Below are 16,182 nucleotides of genomic sequence, written 5' to 3'. Positions count from 1 at the left end.
ATGACAGATGAATTCAGTCACAGAGGAGACCCACCATGACGCGCCTTCTGCACCTTGATGCCAGCGCCCGCCCCGGCCTCGCCGGTAAAGACAACCACGGCTCCCACAGCCGCAACCTCACCCACCGCTTTATCAGTCAATGGCAGTCCCGCCGCGCGCAAGACAGCATCAACTATCGGGATATAGGCCAGAACCCACCCTCTTTCATCGACCATGACTGGATCGCTTCAGCCTTCACGCCAGAAGATCGTCAGGAGGCTTGGATGAAAGACGCACTGGCAGAAAGCGACCTACTGGTCGATGAGTTGGTGGCAGCCGATGTGCTGGTCATCGGGACGCCGCTTTACAACTTCGGCATGCCCGCGGCGCTCAAGGCCTGGATCGACCAAGTGGTACGCCTGGGACGGACGGTTGGGATCGACGAAACCAAACATCCCGACCCTTACGTCCCATTGCTGGGAGACCGGCCACGGCATGCGGTCATTCTCACCGCCAGGGGCGGCATAGGCTTCGGTCCCGGCGGGGAAATGGCTCACATGAATCACTTGGAGCCGAACCTGGTAACCGCGCTTAACTTCATCGGGATTACTCGCATTCATCAGATCGCGATTGAAGGTCAGGAAACGGGGGGCGATGTTCTGGCGGCCTCGGTGGCTCAGGCGCTACGTCAGGTTGATGTCTTGGTGGCTGAGCTTCAGGCAGCGCTTGATGCCAATCCCAAGCCCCTCGTCACCGAACACGTCCCTCGTGCTGCTCCGGCACAAGCTTCGTGAACAAGCGCTGATCGGCCGCCGCCATGAACAGATAGACTGCGGCCCGATTCAGCAATACAAGGAGATTTGCATGGGAACGGACACCCTTAAAGACGCGGCCTACCCGCTCGATCAGGGCTGGGACTTGGACACCGGCTGGAAGGCGGACAGCACCGGCAGCCGCGACTTCAGTTGGATGCCTGATCGTGGCTGGGGCCGTCAGGCCGAGTTGCCGAAGACCAAGCCAGTTAACGGCGGCGCCTCCTTTGCTGCCTGGGAAGAGAATGTCGAAAGCACTCCTGAGCTGTCGGATTGGCCGCCGCCCGACATGCTCAGGCTCCCCGAGCCCCAGCCGCCGGGTTTCTACATCGTGCCGCGCAGCATGTCCGGCGAGCAGGTGCTCGCCAAGTTGTTTGCCGATGCGCCCCACAATCACCTGGTCAGCCGCATCAAGGCGCTAAACCCCACCTTCGCAAAAGGCTTCAAGGCCGGCGAAATGTTCGTCTTGGGTAACCTGATCAACCCGACCGCTTGCCTGCGCGAAGAAGCCGACCTGATGGCGGCTGCCGCCAAGGTTCGTACGGCTTTAGAGCCGCTGAGCGAGAGCGAGGCGGATTTCATGGCGAAGCATCAGGCCGAAATCGCCTTGATGGTCGGTGGCGCCAGCCAGTCGCTAGGGCTTGGCACCGACATGCTAAGCAAGGGTTTGAAGCAGATCGACGGCACGCTGCGCGATATCGAATTCCTGCACCAGCGCGAGTTCGCCACGCATGGCCACCTGCAAAGTCCGCAGTTCTTCGCTTCGCGCCAACAGCTGTACCGCCAACTCGACAACCAGTTGAAAGCAACCTTCCTCGGCAAGCAGTTGGGCCTGGGCAGCTATCCTACGCTGCGCCAAGACCTCGGCATTTCCACCCGCAGTCTGGTGCACCACTGGAGCAAAGGCGGCGCACCGGGCCAGATTCCCGGCTACGCGACGCATATGGATAAAATCGCGAAGGCGGCGAAGTACCTTACGAACGGCACCTATGTTGGTATTGCCTTGGGCGGTACGGCCTCCGCTTTGAAAGTCCAAGAGGTGTGCCAAGCAGGCGAAACCCAGGCGTGTCAGAAGGTTCGTTTTACCGAGACGGGAGGGTTTGCTGGAGCGCTGGGTGGTGGGGCGCTCGCCATGGCTCTAACTAGTCCCGTAGCGGGATCTATTTGCGTTGCACTCGGAGTAGCCTCAGGCGGCCTCGGCGGCGTTGTTTGCGGGCTGGTAGTGGTTGGAGGAGCTTCGGTGGCGGGTGGGGCTGGGGGCGCCGCAGGTGGCGAGTGGATGGGGGAATTCATGTACGAGCAGACCAAGCCATGACTGAGTTCTGGAACTCTTGGTGGGCATTCTTTTTTATGCTGGCCCCCTTCGTAATCGGCTCTTTGGGCATGGCCATGATTCTTGTCATGGCATACCGAAATCTGGACATGATCCTCGACACGTTTCCGAACAGTGAATACGTTCAAAGACAGAAAATGCTATGGGGCAATAGCGGGCTTTACTCGCGATTTATTCTGACCAGCAGTTTGGCAGCGGTGGCCCTGTTGCCGAAAGGCCACATTAAACGCGGAGAGCTTGATGAGAATGAAGTACGAAACCTGCCTCACTTCATCAAGCGCCGAATGCTTATCGCCTGGTGGCTTTGCTTTGTCGGCATGGCGTGGCTGTGCCTGGCGGTTGGCCTGCTAAAACTCACGGGAAACTGAACGCATCAGTCCGGCGGCTTGTTACACATGCTTCTTTCAAGTACGCGAGATAACTCTAGAAATGACGCGTGGAAAGAGCACGGAATGACTGCATGGACAGCGCTTCGCTAATTACTCGAATATGCGAGGATCGACCTCCACGCCACTGGCCGATCAACGCAGCCCCTGAGCGACTTCGCCACGCTCAATTTTAGGAGTTCAGAATGAAAGCCCTTCCAACTTTGGCCCTCGCCCTGCTAGCGCCCTTAGCGCACGCCCAAGAGCTAAGCGTCATACTTAATGGGCTTGAGCACGACAAGGGTCAGGTGGCCGTGGCGGTATACGCCGACCCGAAAAACTTCCTGAAGGAAAACCACGCCTTCGCCGCGCGAAAGGTCAAGGCTGAGGTGGGAGTCGTGACGCTGGTATTCAACGATGTGCCACCCGGGCGCTACGCAGTGCTGGCCTACCATGACGAGAACGACAACGGTGAGCTGGATCGACGCTTCGGCATGTTCCCCAGCGAGGGCTACGGGCTGTCCAACAATCCCAAGGTGATGGGCCCGCCGTCTTTCGAAGACAGCGTGTTCGAAGTGACCGTTGACGAGCCCGCCAAGGTCACCCTGGAGATGCGTTACTAGCGGTTAGGCTGTCTCCACTTAGCAGACAGCGGGCTTATCCTCATGCAGCCACCGATGACCGATGCCAGTCTGGTCGGCCTCACCTCGCTCGTAGTACGTCGCCCGTTACAATGCGCGCCTTCATTAGCCGTTCCGGAGCTTCCCCCCATGTTCACCCTCACTCACCTGAACACCCCGCCGCCGGAATCGATGAAAAGCCAGGTGCTGCAAATGGTGGTGGACTACCTCGCCGACATCAGTCCGGTATCGCTTACACCCAGCAACCCGCTGTATCAGCTGTATCAATATGTGGTGGGTTTCGAGGTGCATCGCTATGTAGACAGTATGGACGGTGCGCAGCCGGGCAAGCCCGAACTGATCTTGGCGCTGGATGCCGATGACCCGGTAAGCCTGCTCGGCTTCGCGTTGTACCTACCGTATGTGGATGACTCCGTAGCGTGCTCGCTGCTGTATCTGGCGGTGCAGGCCAGCCATCGTCGACAAGGCATTGGCCGCGCCATGATCGACGCGATGGAGGCGCGTTATCCGCATGCGGAGGTGGCATGCGTTGCTGGCAAGGTGCCGTACTTTGAAGCGCTGGGCTTTATGCCGTTGGTGGCTCGCGGCCCGCAAGTAGTGATGAACACTCGGAGCCAGCCGTCAAACGGCATGTTGGCGGTGCAGGATCTGGAGCCGATCTTCCAGTCAAAAGAAGTGCGGCAAATTCACAGCTATCTCGTGAAACAACACGGTGAAAAAGCCATGAGCGACGCGGAGAGCGAGCGCGACCGCCTGCTTGATCAGATGGCCGAACAGGCACAGCATTTAGTCCAGACATACTCTCCAGCTAAGCGCTTGCATTGATCATCTGAGGCGCGGCGTCACCGTTTCTCCCTGCATCAGTGCCGCGGCGTCGACTGAGCTTTGCGCCGCTGACTTAGCGCCTGCAGGTTGAATCTTCACACAAGCAAAAATCGCGTTCCCTGAAGTCCCGTTCCAAGGAACGATCTTTTCGTAATCGTGCTCTAGCACATGAACATCGAAGTACGGCTTTAACAGCTCGATCAATTCCCCAAAACTCACGGCCACCATGCGGTGTTCGTCGAACCATACCTGGCTTTCATCGGCGATCATTTTTTCAATGTGTAGCTTTAGCGACTGCTGCTCGCCAGCGCCGGAGTAGTACCAACCGGAACTGAAGTTGAACACGCCGTCTGGGTGACTAGCGGTGTGCGATACGAATGAATCATTGTCGATGGTGTGCTTGTCGACGGCGTTGAAGCAGAAGAGCCCATCGTCGGCCAGTGCGGCATGCACGCTGGCTATACAGGCTTTCAACCGCTCGATTCCTGCGCTGTAGTGGATGGAATACAGAAAACAGGTAATCAGGTCGACCGGCCTTGCCACCGTGAAGCCACACATGTCCTGTAAGGAGAACTGTGCTTCCGGGCAGCGAATAGACGCTCTGTCCAACATGGGCTGGTTGATATCTAGCCCGCTGCTTTCATAGCCCGCATCGATGAAATGGCGCACATGCGGCCCGGTTCCGCAGGCCAAGTCCAGATGCCTCTTTCTCGCATTACCGAACAACTGCTGGAGCCGTTGGATACAGTGGCTTTGCGCCCGATAGTCGATATCGGCACACATCAGATCGTAGTAACCCGACAGGTCGGTATAAATGGCGAGCATGGTGGCCCTGAGTTTGAGCTGGAACGTTGAGGGGCGCGCATCATATCCGGGCTGTATGGAAATCGCCCTTCATCGCGGGCGGAAAAACAGCCCGAATTCCGACAATCGGTTAATACGCCCTTAAATAACCAGCCGTTCAGCCTATTTCCTTCTCTGGTCAATCCTCAAGAATCCGACTTCCCACGACTCAAAGGATTCTGAAAATGTTCATGCGCTCCCTTCTCGCTGCTGCCGTGTCCCTTGTCTTAGCTGGGCAGGCTCAGGCTGTTGATCAAACGGCTTCCATTGAGCAAAACGGAAACAACAACACCGCAGAGGTCACTCAATTAGGCGGCACCTATCTCTGGACGGAACTGACTCAGAACGGCGATTCAAACGAAGCAACCGTCTCTCAAGCCGGCACCAACGTGTCGGTCGAAGCGACACAGCAAGGCGTTGCGAACCAGTTGACGGCCACCCAGGAAGGATTTGGGACATGGGTTCGGTCTCACCAGGAGGGCGAAGGCAACCTGCAAAGCATCGCTCAGCGGTCTGAAGGTGGGGTAACGGCGTACGTCTACCAATACGGGGCCGATAACGAGGCATATGTTGTACAGAACGACGGCGATTACAACGATGGCAGGATCAACCAGCATGGCCAGCAAAACGTGCTCCGGCTGGAGCAGACCTACATTCTGAACAGTCTCGACGCCACACAGGAAGGGACTCGCAACCTGGCTAATGTTCGCCAGTCCGGCCATGTAACAGCCCAGATCAATCAAACCGGCCTGGCAAACGAAGTAGATCTTCAACAAGGCGCGTATTCGCGGGCGAATGCCGTCATCAGTCAGACAGGGGAGTACAACGAGGCGAGCGTTAGCCAATCGGAGGGAAGTTATGACTCAAGTAGCGATCTGTATCTGACTCAGACTGGAGCAAGTAACAAGGCTGACGTCTATACAGGCACGGCTGAGGGTCTATTGGATTTCACCCAAATTGGTACGGGTAACGAGCTGATCGCGCGTCAAGGCGTCCGCAACGGCAGCGTTACCGGTATTTCCAAGGGAGACTACAACGAAGTCTTCTTCGTCCAGACGGGTGACGGCAACTCACTTGACCTGGCTCAAAGTGGCTCGGATAACGTGATTGAAGCGTTTCAGATGAAAGATGGGGCTTCAGGAGACGTAGGCATCATCGATCAGACCGGCACCGGCAATTACGCGCGCTTGACCCAAGGAATAGACAGCCTTGGCAGCGGTATGGACACTGCGGCAATCATGCAGAACGGGATGAACAACAGCGCGACTGTCACCCAGCGTTAGTAGGCCTTTGTAGCCCGAACGGCCTTATTCTGCCGGAACGTAAAGCGCCCGATGCACCGCATCGGGCGCTTTCGTTACGAAGCGCCTGTGACGCGCATGCAAAGGCAGCTGCGTCCTCCACGGCTGCGTGAGCCTCCCTGCCCATGCAGCGTTGACCGCAACGGCTCCTGTTCGCGTCTGCAAGGAGCGACATCGCTACATCAATTCGTGCCTGGCCCGAGCCGCGAACGAGACATGTCCGTATACTCGCCGCTTCCCGCGAGTCTTCCGTGAGCAGCACACTGTGAGCAACAAACGATATGCCTGCATCGGCCTGAGCAACCCGAAATCGCCGTCGAATGTGGGAGCGATCATGCGCGCGGCGGGCTGCTATGGCGCCGCCTCGGTGTTCTACACCGGCACCCGCTATGACCGCGCCAAGGATTTCATTACCGACACCAAGAAGGTTCACCAGGACATTCCGCTGATAAACATCGACGACCTGCGCAAGATTCTGCCGCTCGGTTGCGTGCCGGTGGCGGTGGAGCTGGTCGAGGGCGCGCGTTCCCTGCCTGAGTACACTCACCCTGATCGCGCCCTGTACATCTTCGGCGCCGAGGACGGCTCGCTCAGCAAGGAGATCCGCGACTGGTGCGAGGACGTCGTCTACATCCCCACCAATGGCTGCATGAACCTCGCAGCGACCGTTAACGTGGTGCTTTACGACCGGCTGGCGAAAGGCAACAACACCCGCTCCGGCCCCGAGTTCGGACGCCAACCCCAACAAACCACTTAGCTCGCCGAACATTCCGGCGATAGCCGGCTGCGTTCAGGCCTGCCCGTTCGGTCCCGCAAGCGTGCGCAGGCACAGCTGCTCCATGCAGCCGGCCCATTCGTCGATACGCTCCGGCTCGAGCTGCACCAGCATGGCGTAGCGGCGCCCACCCCAGACCGACAGATGAAGCGCCTCCAGGGTCGCGGCATCCGGGCGTACAGGCAGATCGGTCGCCGCGTCGATGACGCGATGCCAGGCGCTCAGTAAGTCTTCATAAACCCGACGCTGGTGTTTGGGCTCTGCAACCAGCGCTTCAAGTTCTAGCATGTCCGGATGAAACCAGGGCAGATGCGGTTCGACGCCGACGAGCAATCGCACCAACCGCTGAATTCGCACCGGCCAGCCGATCGCAGTGGGCTTCACTGCATGCTCGTCGATCGCCCCGAGCAACTGCTCAATGCAATACCGCACGTAGCCCGAGTGCAGCGCCTGCTTGCTGGGGAAGTAGTCGTACAGGGTGCCGATCGCAACGCCGGCTTCAAGCGCAACGGCACGGGTCGTCAGTCGAGACCAGCCATCGCGCTGCCAGATCCGAACATAGCTGTCATAAATCGCCTGAACCGTGAACTTGGCGCGCGCCTGGATAGGCCGTTTGAGCGGCTTGGCGCTCGGCAATCGTGTGCTCATGAAATCCGAACCCGGCGGTAAAACGAAAGGGCTACAGTCGATGCCATCTCAATATGTCCCCAAGGTGCCATCGATGAGCGTCATCCACCAGCTGCAAAACAACAAGCGAAGCATGGAGCAAACCCGCATTCAGACCCAGCCGATGCCGGAACTGAAGGCCGGCGAGGCCTTAATGCGAATTAGCCGACTGGCGCTGACCACGAACAATGTCACCTACGCGGCCTTCGGCGAAACCCCGCACCTGCGCTACTGGGACTTTTTCCCGACCAGCGATGCCGAGTGGTTCCACATGCCCGCGTGGGGGTTTGCCGAGGTCGTCGAAAGTACGGTCGAGGGGCTGGCCAAGGGCGAACGCTTCTATGGCTTCTGGCCGATCGCCAGCCACCTCGTCATGCAGCCGGTGCGGGTCTCGGAACGCGGCTTCTACGACGGCGCCGAACATCGCCTTGCGCTGACCTCGGCCTATAACCAGTACCAGCGCATCAGCACCGATGCCGCCTACCGTGCCGAGAGCGAGAATTACCAGATGCTGTTGCGGCCGCTGTTCATCACCTCGTTCATGCTGGCCGATTTCTTGGAGGACAACGGCTTCTTCGGCGCGCGGCAGATCGTGATATCCAGCGCATCGAGCAAGACGGCGTACGGCACGGCGTTCTGCCTGCAGGACAACCCAACGGTGAGGCTGGTTGGACTGACCTCCCCCACCAATTCCGACTTCGTGCAAGGACTGGGCTGCTATCGCCAGACGCTGGGCTACGACCAGCTCGGCTCGCTGGACCCAAGCGTGCCAACGCTCTACGTGGACTTCTCCGGCAGCACCGGGCTTCGCCATCAGATCCATGCACATTTCAAAGGCACCTTGGTGCATGACTGCTATGCCGGATCGGCGCAGAACCAGGACTATGCCGAGCTTGACCAGACGCTGGCCGGCCCGCAGCCACAGCCTTATTTCGCGCCCTACCAGATCAAGAAACGCAACGCTGATTGGGGCGCTGCTGAGGTCACCCGCCGTTTCAACGAGGCGCAGCTGGCCTTTATCGCTCGGGTGAGTGATGCGCAGCAGCCATGGATGCAGGTGAACGAGCATGCCGGCCTGGAAGCCGCTCAAGCGCTGGCCGAGTCGCTGATCAAAGGCCACATCAACCCGCTCGCGGGGCACGCGGTGGCACTCGACTGAGCCCGTCTTCGGGTTTCACATGCAGCGAAGAATGAATGCTTACAGCCGTGGCGGTGTCAGCTCGCCGCTCACGGCTTGCTCGCTCCCACGCCTGCGCGAGGTTCGCCGCGGCTGCAGCTGATCCAGCGCCGCGGAGTTTTGCCTGGCCCACTCGTAGATCAACTCGATTGGCTGAACCATGAGTTTGCCCAGCGGCGACAGCGCATAACTCACCGCGGGAGGCACCGAATCGAGGGTGTGCCGCTTGATCAACCCGCTTTCCTCCAGCTCCCGCAGCGTCTGAATCAGCATCTTTTTCGAAACACCCGGCAGGCTCCGATGCAGCGCCCCGCTGCGGGCAATGCCGTCATGCCGCGCATGAAGGGTATGCAGAATCATGCTGGTCCATTTGGTCGAGAAGATTTCCAGCACGCGCCGCGGGGCGCAGTCTTCACGCCATTGTTCTTCGTCAGAGCCCGTGTTCATGGGGATGGTTACCATTTGGTGCCGACTTGGATCGGCATTTTCGAGTGGTTAAGGTGCAGGCCTGTTTCATTGTGTGAGGGTCTGAACATGACAAATCAAGCGCTGGTGGTCGGAGCGAGTGGAATCGTTGGCTCGGCGGTTTCGCGCCTACTGGCCAAAGAAGGCTGGGCGGTCGCCGGGCTGGCGCGCCGCCCCAACGCCGAGGTGGGTATCACGCCGATAAGCGCGGACCTGCTGGATACATCGTCGCTAGGCTCGGCGCTGAGCGGTCTTGCACCCACGCACGTGTTCCTGACGACCTGGGCGCGCCAGGTCAGCGAAGCGGAGAATATCCGCGTCAACGCGCAGATGGTGCGTAATCTACTCGAAGCCTTGCGTCCGGCTGGCTCGGTTCGCCATGTCGCACTGGTGACGGGCCTCAAGCATTACCTGGGTCCGTTCGAAGCCTACGGCAAGGGCTCGCTGCCACAAACACCCTTCCGTGAAGAACAGGGACGGCTGGACGTAGAGAACTTCTACTACGCACAGGAAGACGAGGTGTTCGCCGCGGTAGCCCGCGACGGTTTCAACTGGAGCGTTCACCGGCCCCACACCGTGACCGGTATTGCCGTCGGCAACGCGATGAACATGGCGACCACGCTGGCTGTCCATGCTTCCATCTGCCGTTTTACCGGCCGACCTTTCCGCTTTCCGGGCTCGGAAGTGCAGTGGAACAGCCTGACCGACATGACCGACGCGGGTCAGCTTGCCAGGCATCTGCGCTGGGCCTCGACAACGCCTGCGGCGGCCAACCAAGCCCTCAACATCGTCAACGGCGATGTGTTCCGCTGGAAGTGGATGTGGTCGCGCATCGCCGAGTGGTTCAACATCGAAGCGGCGCCCTTCGACGGCCAACCCGCACCGCTGGAACAGCAGATGGCGAACGACGCCGAGACCTGGGCAGACATGGCGAAACAGTTCAACCTCGCCGAGCCGGTTATCGGCAAGCTCATTTCGCCGTGGCACACCGATGCGGACCTCGGTCGTCCGATCGAGGTCGTAACCGACATGTCGAAAAGCCGCAAACTCGGGTTCCTCGATTACCAGGCGAGTGACGAGGCCTTCTTCAAGGTCTTCGCCGACCTGCGTGCGAGCAGACTCATCCCCTGAGTGAAGGCGTCAAAGGAAGCCTTCCCAGGCGAGCCGGATCACGGAGGCGAGCCCTTGTGGCTTTCCTCAGTAGGCCGGCCTTCCTTAATTCAAAGGAACCGGCCAGCCGGAATAGACGCATCGGGCAGTACGGCGATGCTCGCGGTACGGAAACTGGAATTCACTTTGTCGCGTTTAAGTGATATCACACAGCCATCACAAAAAGGATGGCGAGATGAAACCAAGGATCCGCGCGATACCCTTCATAACCGGCGCAGCTCTTGCGCTGGCTCTTTTTGCTCTTGCGCCTTCCGGCACCAGCCAAGTCGCCGAAGCCGCCTCGTGCGGCCCAAGCGGAGCGAACTTGCAGCAGGGACCACGGGGTGGCTGCTTCTACATAAACCGAAACGGTAATAAAACTTACGTGGATCGCACTTGCTGCTAAAGGAATCCACACCTGACAACGCCTGAGCTAGCCTGAATCGACGTGCTCCCTAGGCGGCCGAACGGCCCTAGCCACACTCTTCCCCCTATTCAGGTGTAACTACATGACCATTGCAGAAGCCTGCGTCCTTGTTGCTTGCCTTCTTCCCCTTGCCTGCGCATGGATCGCCAAGTCGAAAGGCCTCGGTAAACCGCGCCGCGACGGTGGCTTCGACAATCACAGTCCACGTCAATGGTTGGCCAGTCTGGAGGGATGGCAGGCTCGAGCAAACGCCGCGCAGTTGAACAGCCTCGAAGCGCTGCCGATCTTCATCGCCGGCGTTCTGGTGGCCGAGCACCAGCAAGCCTCACAGCCGCTGATTGATGGCCTTGCCGTTGCCTTCGTCGCGGCCAGAGTCGGCTATATCGGCGCTTATCTTGCCGATTGGGCTAACGTGAGGTCGGTGCTCTGGGCGCTGGGACTCGCCTGCTGCATCGCCCTGTTCTTCATCGGGTAAGCGGTAAGCCCTCTGTCTGGCCGCGGTGGCGCATTGGTCGCGCTACCGAGCCCCAGCAGCAAGCACGACGCTACGGAATAATCCCTCAAAACAGCTGGCCAATTCGTTGCGCACGAACAAGCCCTTGGCGCCCGCAAGCGCCTGACGCTCTCGCATATTTGATGAACAACAGCGCCAGGCAGTGGCCAGGCACGCTACCGGAACAGTACGCTTCAACCCCCTCTCGGTGATCGCCCCCGATGAACGCCCAACAATCGTTTCTGCTTCGTTACCCATCTGCCAGCCTGCTGCTTATCCAGTTGCTGGGCATCGTGCTGTATCCCTTCCTCGACGAGTTGCCGCGCGGTCGGGCGATTATGGGGACGTTCGGTATCGTAGTGCTGGTGGCGGCGTTGCGCATGGTGCGGCGCAGTCCGCTGATCCAGTGGGTGGCCTTCACGCTGGCGGCGTGCATTCTGGTATTGACCATCATTGGGGAAGTGCGCGGCGGGCCGGAGTTGAGTCTGACGCTGGCCGCGCTGGAGGCGGCTTTCTATTTCTATGCAGCGGCCAGTCTGATCGCCTACATGATGGAAGATCAGCGCGCCACTACCGATGAGCTGTTCGCGGTTGGAGCCACCTTTACGCTGCTGGCCTGGGCCTTCGCCTACAGTTTCATGGTCTGCCAATTGTTGCTGCCGGGCAGCTTTACCGCGTTGCTTGATCCCGAAGCACCGCGCACCTGGCTGGAGTTGCTGTTTCTAAGCTTTTCCATCCTATCGGGTGTCGGCATTGGTGACATTCTGCCGATCACGCCGATGGCGCGCGCGCTGGTGATGCTCGAGCAATTCGCAGGAGTGATGTACATCGCGCTGGTAGTCTCGCGCCTGATCGGGCTGACGATCCGGCGCTAGTGCCTCTGAAAACCGAAGAGCGGACATGGCGTCTGGCACACCGGTATTCAATTGATACCCCTTTGTTTTAGCCGGGCCGTTTGGCACCCAAGAGTATTGCCATTATCACCATACCCATCCCCACGAGATGTCCGAACGACAATAATTCTCCCAGAACAAGAAAACCAACCAGCGCCGCGCTGAGTGGCATCAAACCCGTGAACAGGCCTGCAATATTAGCGGGCACCTGTGAAACGCCTCTATACCAGAGCAGAAAGGACAATACGCTTGCGGTAAGTGAATAAAAGACAACCCAGCCCCAAAGTTCCCATCCAGGCGCAGCCCAAGCAAAGTTCATAGCTTGCACAACAGCCAAAGGAGCGAACAGGAAGAAGCCTACGATATTTACGCCAAAGGCCATGCTCCAGGGATGCACCGTAAGAGATAAGCGCCGCGAGAAGACTGCAAATAACGCCTCGGCTAAAACGGCTCCCAGGACCAATAAATTGCCCAGCACATTGCTCTTTCCAGAAAGACCCGCATCCTGCAGGTTCAGCACGGCTATTCCTACCGCGGCAAAAACAACAGCCACTATTGCATGACGGCTGAGGCGCTCGCGAAGCCATAGCCATGCCAATAACGCAATGAGCGACGGAAGAGCGCTGGTAATGATTCCAGCACTCGTGGCAGTGGTGTAAATGACGCCATAAAGCATCAACAAGCTAAACAGGAAACACCCAAAAAAGGACTGAAGGAATAAACCCCGCCACGCAGGCCTGTCCAGGCCTTGACGAAATGATGGGCGGAACATCCCCGGAAGCAGAACGATACTTGCAATCAAGAAGCGCATCGCCGCAAACAGAAACACCGGCAGTTCAGTGACGATCAGTTTTCCTATGCCGATATTGCTGCCCACCATGCACATAGACAAACCGAGACATAAGTACGCGAACAAAGGCACCCTGGATGAATCGTTGTGCATTTCTTGCTTTCTGTCCTATGACCTTCTGCGCATCACGAGGAATGAAGACATCGACGGTGCAGAAGGACGCTTCCTTCCCATCACATCAAAGCGTCCTGAACAGGGCCGTCCAGTAGATGCCGCCATCGCGCTGCGGATCGACCGCAAAGGCTGCCCCCAGCTCGCTGAATCGCGTAGTCATTAGGCGCACTTCGGCGCGATAGAGGTTGATCGACTCGACGAGCCGGGCCTCCTCGGCAGCACTGGCAGCACCAGCGCATACCAGCCCCAGCACCGACAAGGCGAGACGTACAAGCGATGACTCGATGCGCATGGATAAGCTCCTAGACCTGACCGCCCAATGACGCCTGTACTGTGCACCTGAACCAGGCTGAGTTTGCAATGGTTCGCGCATTCTGGAACGGGTAGCGTCCAGGCGAACCCTTGCGTATCAAACCACTATCAGCTGCCCAACCTGGCACGCGTCTTGAGCAGCGACAGCAGTACACCGCCGGCCAGCACCGGAGCGTCACGCTGAGCGACAACAACGTCGGCACCTTGAAAAAGCCAGGCAGGAAGATCTTGCCGCCGATGAAGATCAGCACGATTGCGAGTGCGTACTTCAGATACACGAAACGGTGTATCAGGGCCGCGAGCGCGAAGTAGAGCGCGCGCAACCCGAGAATGGCGAAGATGTTCGAGGTATAGACGATAAACGGACCCTGGGCAATGGCGAACACGGGCCGGCACGCTGTCCACGGCGAATACCAAATCCGCCGTGCAGGCGCACCAGAAAACGCCTCTCGTAAAGATCGTCGGTCACGCGGATGTGCCGGCGCAGGAATACCAGCAGTCGATTCTGCGTTAGCAACGAATCAATGGCGTGGGCAGCGGGTCGATGCCATGAGAACGTGCATCCCGATTTTCCGCATCCAGCGCACTGACGAAGGCAGCCCTCTCCTGCAATCGCTGCCAAAACGCCTCGGTGAGCGGTTGAAACTGCGGCCTTAGTCCGAGGAAGTCAGCCAACATCAGCGCGTAGCCGATAGCGATGTCGGCGTTACTGAATCTGTTCTGACAGAGGTATTGATTACCTGCTTGCAGGGCGTTTTCAACTCCACGCAAGCGGCCCAGGAACCAACGCGTGTAGTCCTCGACAACCTGGGGTTGCCGTCGCTCGGAGGGTTCGAAGTAGGCGTAACGGAGGATCAGTGTTTGAGGAAAAGTCAGCGTCGCATCGGCCGCGCTTAGCCAGTTCAGGTACTGACCATAATCGGCCTCGCCTTTATTTACCGACAACGCACCACCGCCATACACCTGACTAAGGTACTCGCAGATAGCCGCCGACTCGGTTAACACGCCATTGCCATCAACAAGCGCAGGGACCGTGCCCAGCGGGTTGATATCAAAGAACGCTTTGTCATGCAGACGAGGCGGAAACGCCATCGTTACTAGCCGGTAATCCAGCCCGAGTTCTTCCAGCGCCCACAACACACGAAAAGAGCGGGCGCTAACGCAGTGGTACAGGGTGAGTTCAGTCATCGTCGCCTCGGCTCGTCGTTCGAGTGCATGGCCGAAACAGCCAGAAGGGACCAGTGTGCCGTTTGACAGTCGTCGTCTCGCTGTTCAGCACCACTCAGGGGACTTCTAGTGGGATTATTGGCGACCGACGAGCGCCGGCCAATGTCGAAAGGCTCCAACCGTTGCGAGCGCTTAGGACAACGATCGATGCCGATTCGAACACATGCGGTTGCCCTGGCATCAAACGCCCGGCGCAACCACCGCATCAACCGTTGAATTGATTGATGGCAATGTGGCACTCCGCTACAGTCGCCAGCACACCTGCAGGGACGGACCGATGCTTAGGGTCTGTTCCCGTTTCGTACGCGGCCGCGCCGGAGCCTGCGTCCCGCGCCTTGCCTGGCAAGATTTGGCGCAGCAACGCGGCTAGCGACGAAACAGGAACAGACCCTAATGGAAGCCTCGCCGGACAGGGTTTCGGAGGAATCACCATGGCTATCGGACAGCGCGTGTCGAACGATGAAGTTGTTACCCAAGCGAGCGAAACCATCAGGCGAGCGGACCCGGCATTTGACCATGGATGGAGTACCGCTCGGATGCGCGCGCAACTGGTGCCGCCGCGAATATGGGTGCTGTTGCTATTGGCTACCGTCATCGCCATTGCTGGCAATGCGTTAACGATCGAAGGGTCAGCAGAGCATTCGGCGTCCGCCAAACCCTTGCCTGTGCTATTGATGATGACCGAGAAGCCGGTACGCCATACCAGCCCATGACGCTGGCGCCTCGCTGACCATCAGCTGACGTCTATGCGTAGTGGTTATGGCCAACAGCGTGAAACCACGCAAGCTGTCACGCTTGCTTCATCATTACCAGCACGAAGCCCACCACGATTCCCGCCAGCGCGATCGCCCAGCCAATCCGGTGCGCATGGTTCTTTTCTGCCTGCCGGACGGGGTCCACGGGCTTTTTCTTTTTCACGATCCACCTGCCTTTCGATCAATCACATGCATGCCTGAAGCGCACGCCTCGCTGCGCGCGCCTTTTTAGGCCGTGGGTATCGAATTGTCCAGCAGCTCGCCTAGACAGACCGTCGGTTTCCGTTGCGGACGTTCAGCCGAGCGGGCTTTCGCCGGGATTCGGCTCGTCCTTCGGATCAGTGCCCGCTTCCGGCTCGGTGTTTTCTCCCGACTCGGGCACGTCGCCATATTCATCAAAATCCGGCGGAGTCAGGCCATCCTTGAGCGGGTCGTTTGGATCGATCATTTCAGCGGTCCTCATCACGATAAAAAGACCAGAGTGGTCATCCATTGGAGTACGCGAGCTGCGCCAATGTTCGCGGCGAGCGCCAACAGAGCTGATAGATGTGCGAGTCCTCTCCATGTACTCGGAACCACGTATCCCCTCCAGCCGCACTAAACCGTATGTCGGCGATGATCCCAACAATGAGAACCAGTACCGCAGACGGAGAACTAGCCAGCACGGGTGATGGCAATATGACGCTAAACTCCGCCGCGCCCAAGGATGGCTAAAGGATCACTCCACAGAGAGCGCCGACGATCATCCACGGCAAGCCAACACTTTCTGCAAATCTCAAG

At 58.7% G+C, this 16,182-nt stretch carries 20 protein-coding genes and 2 pseudogenes; 12 read left to right on the top strand and 10 right to left on the bottom strand.

Features of this window, described 5'->3' with window-relative positions:
* The first annotated feature begins 35 nt into the window (after nt 1-35).
* The 5 genes from V6943_RS09000 (at nt 36) to V6943_RS08980 (ending at nt 3,955) form a co-directional block, all read left to right on the top strand.
* On the top strand, nt 36-773 hold the full coding sequence (locus V6943_RS09000; RefSeq protein ID WP_340553273.1) for an FMN-dependent NADH-azoreductase: 738 nt from the start codon (nt 36-38) through the stop codon (nt 771-773).
* Complete coding sequence (locus V6943_RS08995) at nt 676-2,106, top strand: hypothetical protein (protein WP_340553687.1); 1,431 nt, start codon at nt 676-678, stop codon at nt 2,104-2,106. Before V6943_RS09000 ends, V6943_RS08995 begins: the two co-directional genes overlap by 98 nt.
* Entirely contained in the window at nt 2,103-2,492 is a 390-nt protein-coding gene (locus tag V6943_RS08990; protein WP_340553272.1) for a hypothetical protein, read from the top strand. The genes V6943_RS08995 and V6943_RS08990 overlap by 4 nt, the downstream gene beginning before the upstream one ends.
* Before the next feature lie 203 nt (nt 2,493-2,695).
* Nucleotides 2,696-3,112, top strand: coding sequence for a DUF2141 domain-containing protein (locus tag V6943_RS08985; protein ID WP_340553271.1), 417 nt, complete (start codon nt 2,696-2,698; stop codon nt 3,110-3,112).
* 147 nt (nt 3,113-3,259) lie between these two features.
* Entirely contained in the window at nt 3,260-3,955 is a 696-nt protein-coding gene (locus tag V6943_RS08980) for a GNAT family N-acetyltransferase (RefSeq protein WP_340553270.1), read from the top strand.
* Here the strand turns inward: V6943_RS08980 and V6943_RS08975 are convergent, their stop codons facing one another.
* Complete coding sequence (locus V6943_RS08975; RefSeq protein ID WP_340553269.1) at nt 3,956-4,780, bottom strand: class I SAM-dependent DNA methyltransferase; 825 nt, start codon at nt 4,778-4,780, stop codon at nt 3,956-3,958.
* Nucleotides 4,781-4,983: 203 nt separating this feature from the next.
* On the opposite strand from V6943_RS08975, the gene V6943_RS08970 reads away from it, so the two are divergent.
* Entirely contained in the window at nt 4,984-6,081 is a 1,098-nt protein-coding gene (locus V6943_RS08970) for a hypothetical protein (protein WP_340553268.1), read from the top strand.
* A gap of 283 nt (nt 6,082-6,364) precedes the next feature.
* Nucleotides 6,365-6,856: an RNA methyltransferase gene (locus tag V6943_RS08965; protein ID WP_197445391.1), complete on the top strand. Its 492-nt coding sequence runs from the start codon at nt 6,365-6,367 to the stop codon at nt 6,854-6,856.
* Nucleotides 6,857-6,889: 33 nt separating this feature from the next.
* Here the strand turns inward: V6943_RS08965 and V6943_RS08960 are convergent, their stop codons facing one another.
* The gene (locus V6943_RS08960) at nt 6,890-7,522 is read right to left on the bottom strand and encodes a TetR/AcrR family transcriptional regulator (protein ID WP_340553267.1); all 633 of its coding nucleotides are present in this window, start codon (nt 7,520-7,522) and stop codon (nt 6,890-6,892) included.
* Nucleotides 7,523-7,595: 73 nt separating this feature from the next.
* On the opposite strand from V6943_RS08960, the gene V6943_RS08955 reads away from it, so the two are divergent.
* Entirely contained in the window at nt 7,596-8,699 is a 1,104-nt protein-coding gene (locus V6943_RS08955) for a DUF2855 family protein (protein ID WP_340553266.1), read from the top strand.
* 39 nt (nt 8,700-8,738) lie between these two features.
* On the opposite strand, the gene V6943_RS08950 is transcribed toward V6943_RS08955, so the two are convergent.
* Entirely contained in the window at nt 8,739-9,164 is a 426-nt protein-coding gene (locus V6943_RS08950) for a winged helix-turn-helix transcriptional regulator (RefSeq protein ID WP_340553265.1), read from the bottom strand.
* Nucleotides 9,165-9,251: 87 nt separating this feature from the next.
* On the opposite strand from V6943_RS08950, the gene V6943_RS08945 reads away from it, so the two are divergent.
* Nucleotides 9,252-10,313, top strand: a complete 1,062-nt coding sequence (locus V6943_RS08945) for an SDR family oxidoreductase (protein WP_340553264.1) — start codon at nt 9,252-9,254, stop codon at nt 10,311-10,313.
* 184 nt (nt 10,314-10,497) lie between these two features.
* Here V6943_RS08945 and V6943_RS08940 read toward each other — a convergent pair whose 3' ends face one another.
* The gene (locus V6943_RS08940) at nt 10,498-10,749 is read right to left on the bottom strand and encodes a hypothetical protein (protein ID WP_340553263.1); all 252 of its coding nucleotides are present in this window, start codon (nt 10,747-10,749) and stop codon (nt 10,498-10,500) included.
* Between the two features lie 91 nt (nt 10,750-10,840).
* Between V6943_RS08940 and V6943_RS08935 the strand changes: the two genes are divergently transcribed.
* Together V6943_RS08935 and V6943_RS08930 are read left to right on the top strand one after the other, a co-directional pair.
* Nucleotides 10,841-11,233, top strand: a complete 393-nt coding sequence (locus V6943_RS08935) for an MAPEG family protein (protein WP_340553262.1) — start codon at nt 10,841-10,843, stop codon at nt 11,231-11,233.
* 239 nt (nt 11,234-11,472) lie between these two features.
* A complete protein-coding gene (locus tag V6943_RS08930; protein ID WP_131648135.1) occupies nt 11,473-12,126 on the top strand; it encodes an ion channel in 654 nt (217 codons plus the stop codon).
* 67 nt (nt 12,127-12,193) lie between these two features.
* Here the strand turns inward: V6943_RS08930 and V6943_RS08925 are convergent, their stop codons facing one another.
* From V6943_RS08925 to V6943_RS08910, 4 genes and pseudogenes are all read right to left on the bottom strand, one after another.
* Nucleotides 12,194-13,087 carry a DMT family transporter gene (locus tag V6943_RS08925; RefSeq protein ID WP_340553261.1) on the bottom strand — a complete coding sequence of 298 codons (894 nt, stop codon included), beginning with the start codon at nt 13,085-13,087 and terminating at the stop codon, nt 12,194-12,196.
* An 85-nt stretch (nt 13,088-13,172) separates the two neighbouring features.
* Nucleotides 13,173-13,271 (bottom strand): annotated as a pseudogene (locus tag V6943_RS20410) (CAP domain-containing protein); the annotation flags it as partial.
* A 257-nt stretch (nt 13,272-13,528) separates the two neighbouring features.
* A pseudogene (locus V6943_RS08915) lies at nt 13,529-13,934 on the bottom strand (TerC family protein); the annotation flags it as partial.
* Nucleotides 13,931-14,608 carry a glutathione S-transferase family protein gene (locus V6943_RS08910; protein WP_340553259.1) on the bottom strand — a complete coding sequence of 226 codons (678 nt, stop codon included), beginning with the start codon at nt 14,606-14,608 and terminating at the stop codon, nt 13,931-13,933. The pseudogene V6943_RS08915 and the gene V6943_RS08910, both read right to left, overlap by 4 nt.
* 470 nt (nt 14,609-15,078) lie before the next feature.
* Here V6943_RS08910 and V6943_RS08905 point away from each other — a divergent pair, with 470 nt between their 5' ends.
* The gene (locus V6943_RS08905; protein WP_340553258.1) at nt 15,079-15,360 is read left to right on the top strand and encodes a hypothetical protein; all 282 of its coding nucleotides are present in this window, start codon (nt 15,079-15,081) and stop codon (nt 15,358-15,360) included.
* 76 nt (nt 15,361-15,436) lie between these two features.
* On the opposite strand, the gene V6943_RS08900 is transcribed toward V6943_RS08905, so the two are convergent.
* Complete coding sequence (locus V6943_RS08900) at nt 15,437-15,565, bottom strand: hypothetical protein (RefSeq protein ID WP_256681110.1); 129 nt, start codon at nt 15,563-15,565, stop codon at nt 15,437-15,439.
* Between the two features lie 132 nt (nt 15,566-15,697).
* Complete coding sequence (locus tag V6943_RS08895; protein ID WP_181101542.1) at nt 15,698-15,850, bottom strand: hypothetical protein; 153 nt, start codon at nt 15,848-15,850, stop codon at nt 15,698-15,700.
* Between the last annotated feature and the right edge of the window lie 332 nt (nt 15,851-16,182).

This window comes from Pseudomonas sp. CBC3 (assembly GCF_037967085.1).
Classification (GTDB): domain Bacteria; phylum Pseudomonadota; class Gammaproteobacteria; order Pseudomonadales; family Pseudomonadaceae; genus Stutzerimonas.
The sequence above is the reverse complement of the archived record's forward strand: the minus strand, read 5'-3'. Positions and strand labels throughout refer to the sequence as shown.

Coding starts and splice junctions, on each gene's coding strand:
- V6943_RS09000 (WP_340553273.1), top strand. CDS start 36: ATGACGCGCCTTCTGCACCTTGATGCCAGCGCCCGCCCCGGCCTCGCC.
- V6943_RS08995 (WP_340553687.1), top strand. CDS start 676: ATGTCTTGGTGGCTGAGCTTCAGGCAGCGCTTGATGCCAATCCCAAGC.
- V6943_RS08990 (WP_340553272.1), top strand. CDS start 2,103: ATGACTGAGTTCTGGAACTCTTGGTGGGCATTCTTTTTTATGCTGGCC.
- V6943_RS08985 (WP_340553271.1), top strand. CDS start 2,696: ATGAAAGCCCTTCCAACTTTGGCCCTCGCCCTGCTAGCGCCCTTAGCG.
- V6943_RS08980 (WP_340553270.1), top strand. CDS start 3,260: ATGTTCACCCTCACTCACCTGAACACCCCGCCGCCGGAATCGATGAAA.
- V6943_RS08975 (WP_340553269.1), bottom strand. CDS start 4,780: ATGCTCGCCATTTATACCGACCTGTCGGGTTACTACGATCTGATGTGT.
- V6943_RS08970 (WP_340553268.1), top strand. CDS start 4,984: ATGTTCATGCGCTCCCTTCTCGCTGCTGCCGTGTCCCTTGTCTTAGCT.
- V6943_RS08960 (WP_340553267.1), bottom strand. CDS start 7,522: ATGAGCACACGATTGCCGAGCGCCAAGCCGCTCAAACGGCCTATCCAG.
- V6943_RS08955 (WP_340553266.1), top strand. CDS start 7,596: ATGAGCGTCATCCACCAGCTGCAAAACAACAAGCGAAGCATGGAGCAA.
- V6943_RS08950 (WP_340553265.1), bottom strand. CDS start 9,164: ATGAACACGGGCTCTGACGAAGAACAATGGCGTGAAGACTGCGCCCCG.
- V6943_RS08945 (WP_340553264.1), top strand. CDS start 9,252: ATGACAAATCAAGCGCTGGTGGTCGGAGCGAGTGGAATCGTTGGCTCG.
- V6943_RS08935 (WP_340553262.1), top strand. CDS start 10,841: ATGACCATTGCAGAAGCCTGCGTCCTTGTTGCTTGCCTTCTTCCCCTT.
- V6943_RS08930 (WP_131648135.1), top strand. CDS start 11,473: ATGAACGCCCAACAATCGTTTCTGCTTCGTTACCCATCTGCCAGCCTG.
- V6943_RS08925 (WP_340553261.1), bottom strand. CDS start 13,087: ATGCACAACGATTCATCCAGGGTGCCTTTGTTCGCGTACTTATGTCTC.
- V6943_RS08910 (WP_340553259.1), bottom strand. CDS start 14,608: ATGACTGAACTCACCCTGTACCACTGCGTTAGCGCCCGCTCTTTTCGT.
- V6943_RS08905 (WP_340553258.1), top strand. CDS start 15,079: ATGGCTATCGGACAGCGCGTGTCGAACGATGAAGTTGTTACCCAAGCG.
- V6943_RS08895 (WP_181101542.1), bottom strand. CDS start 15,850: ATGATCGATCCAAACGACCCGCTCAAGGATGGCCTGACTCCGCCGGAT.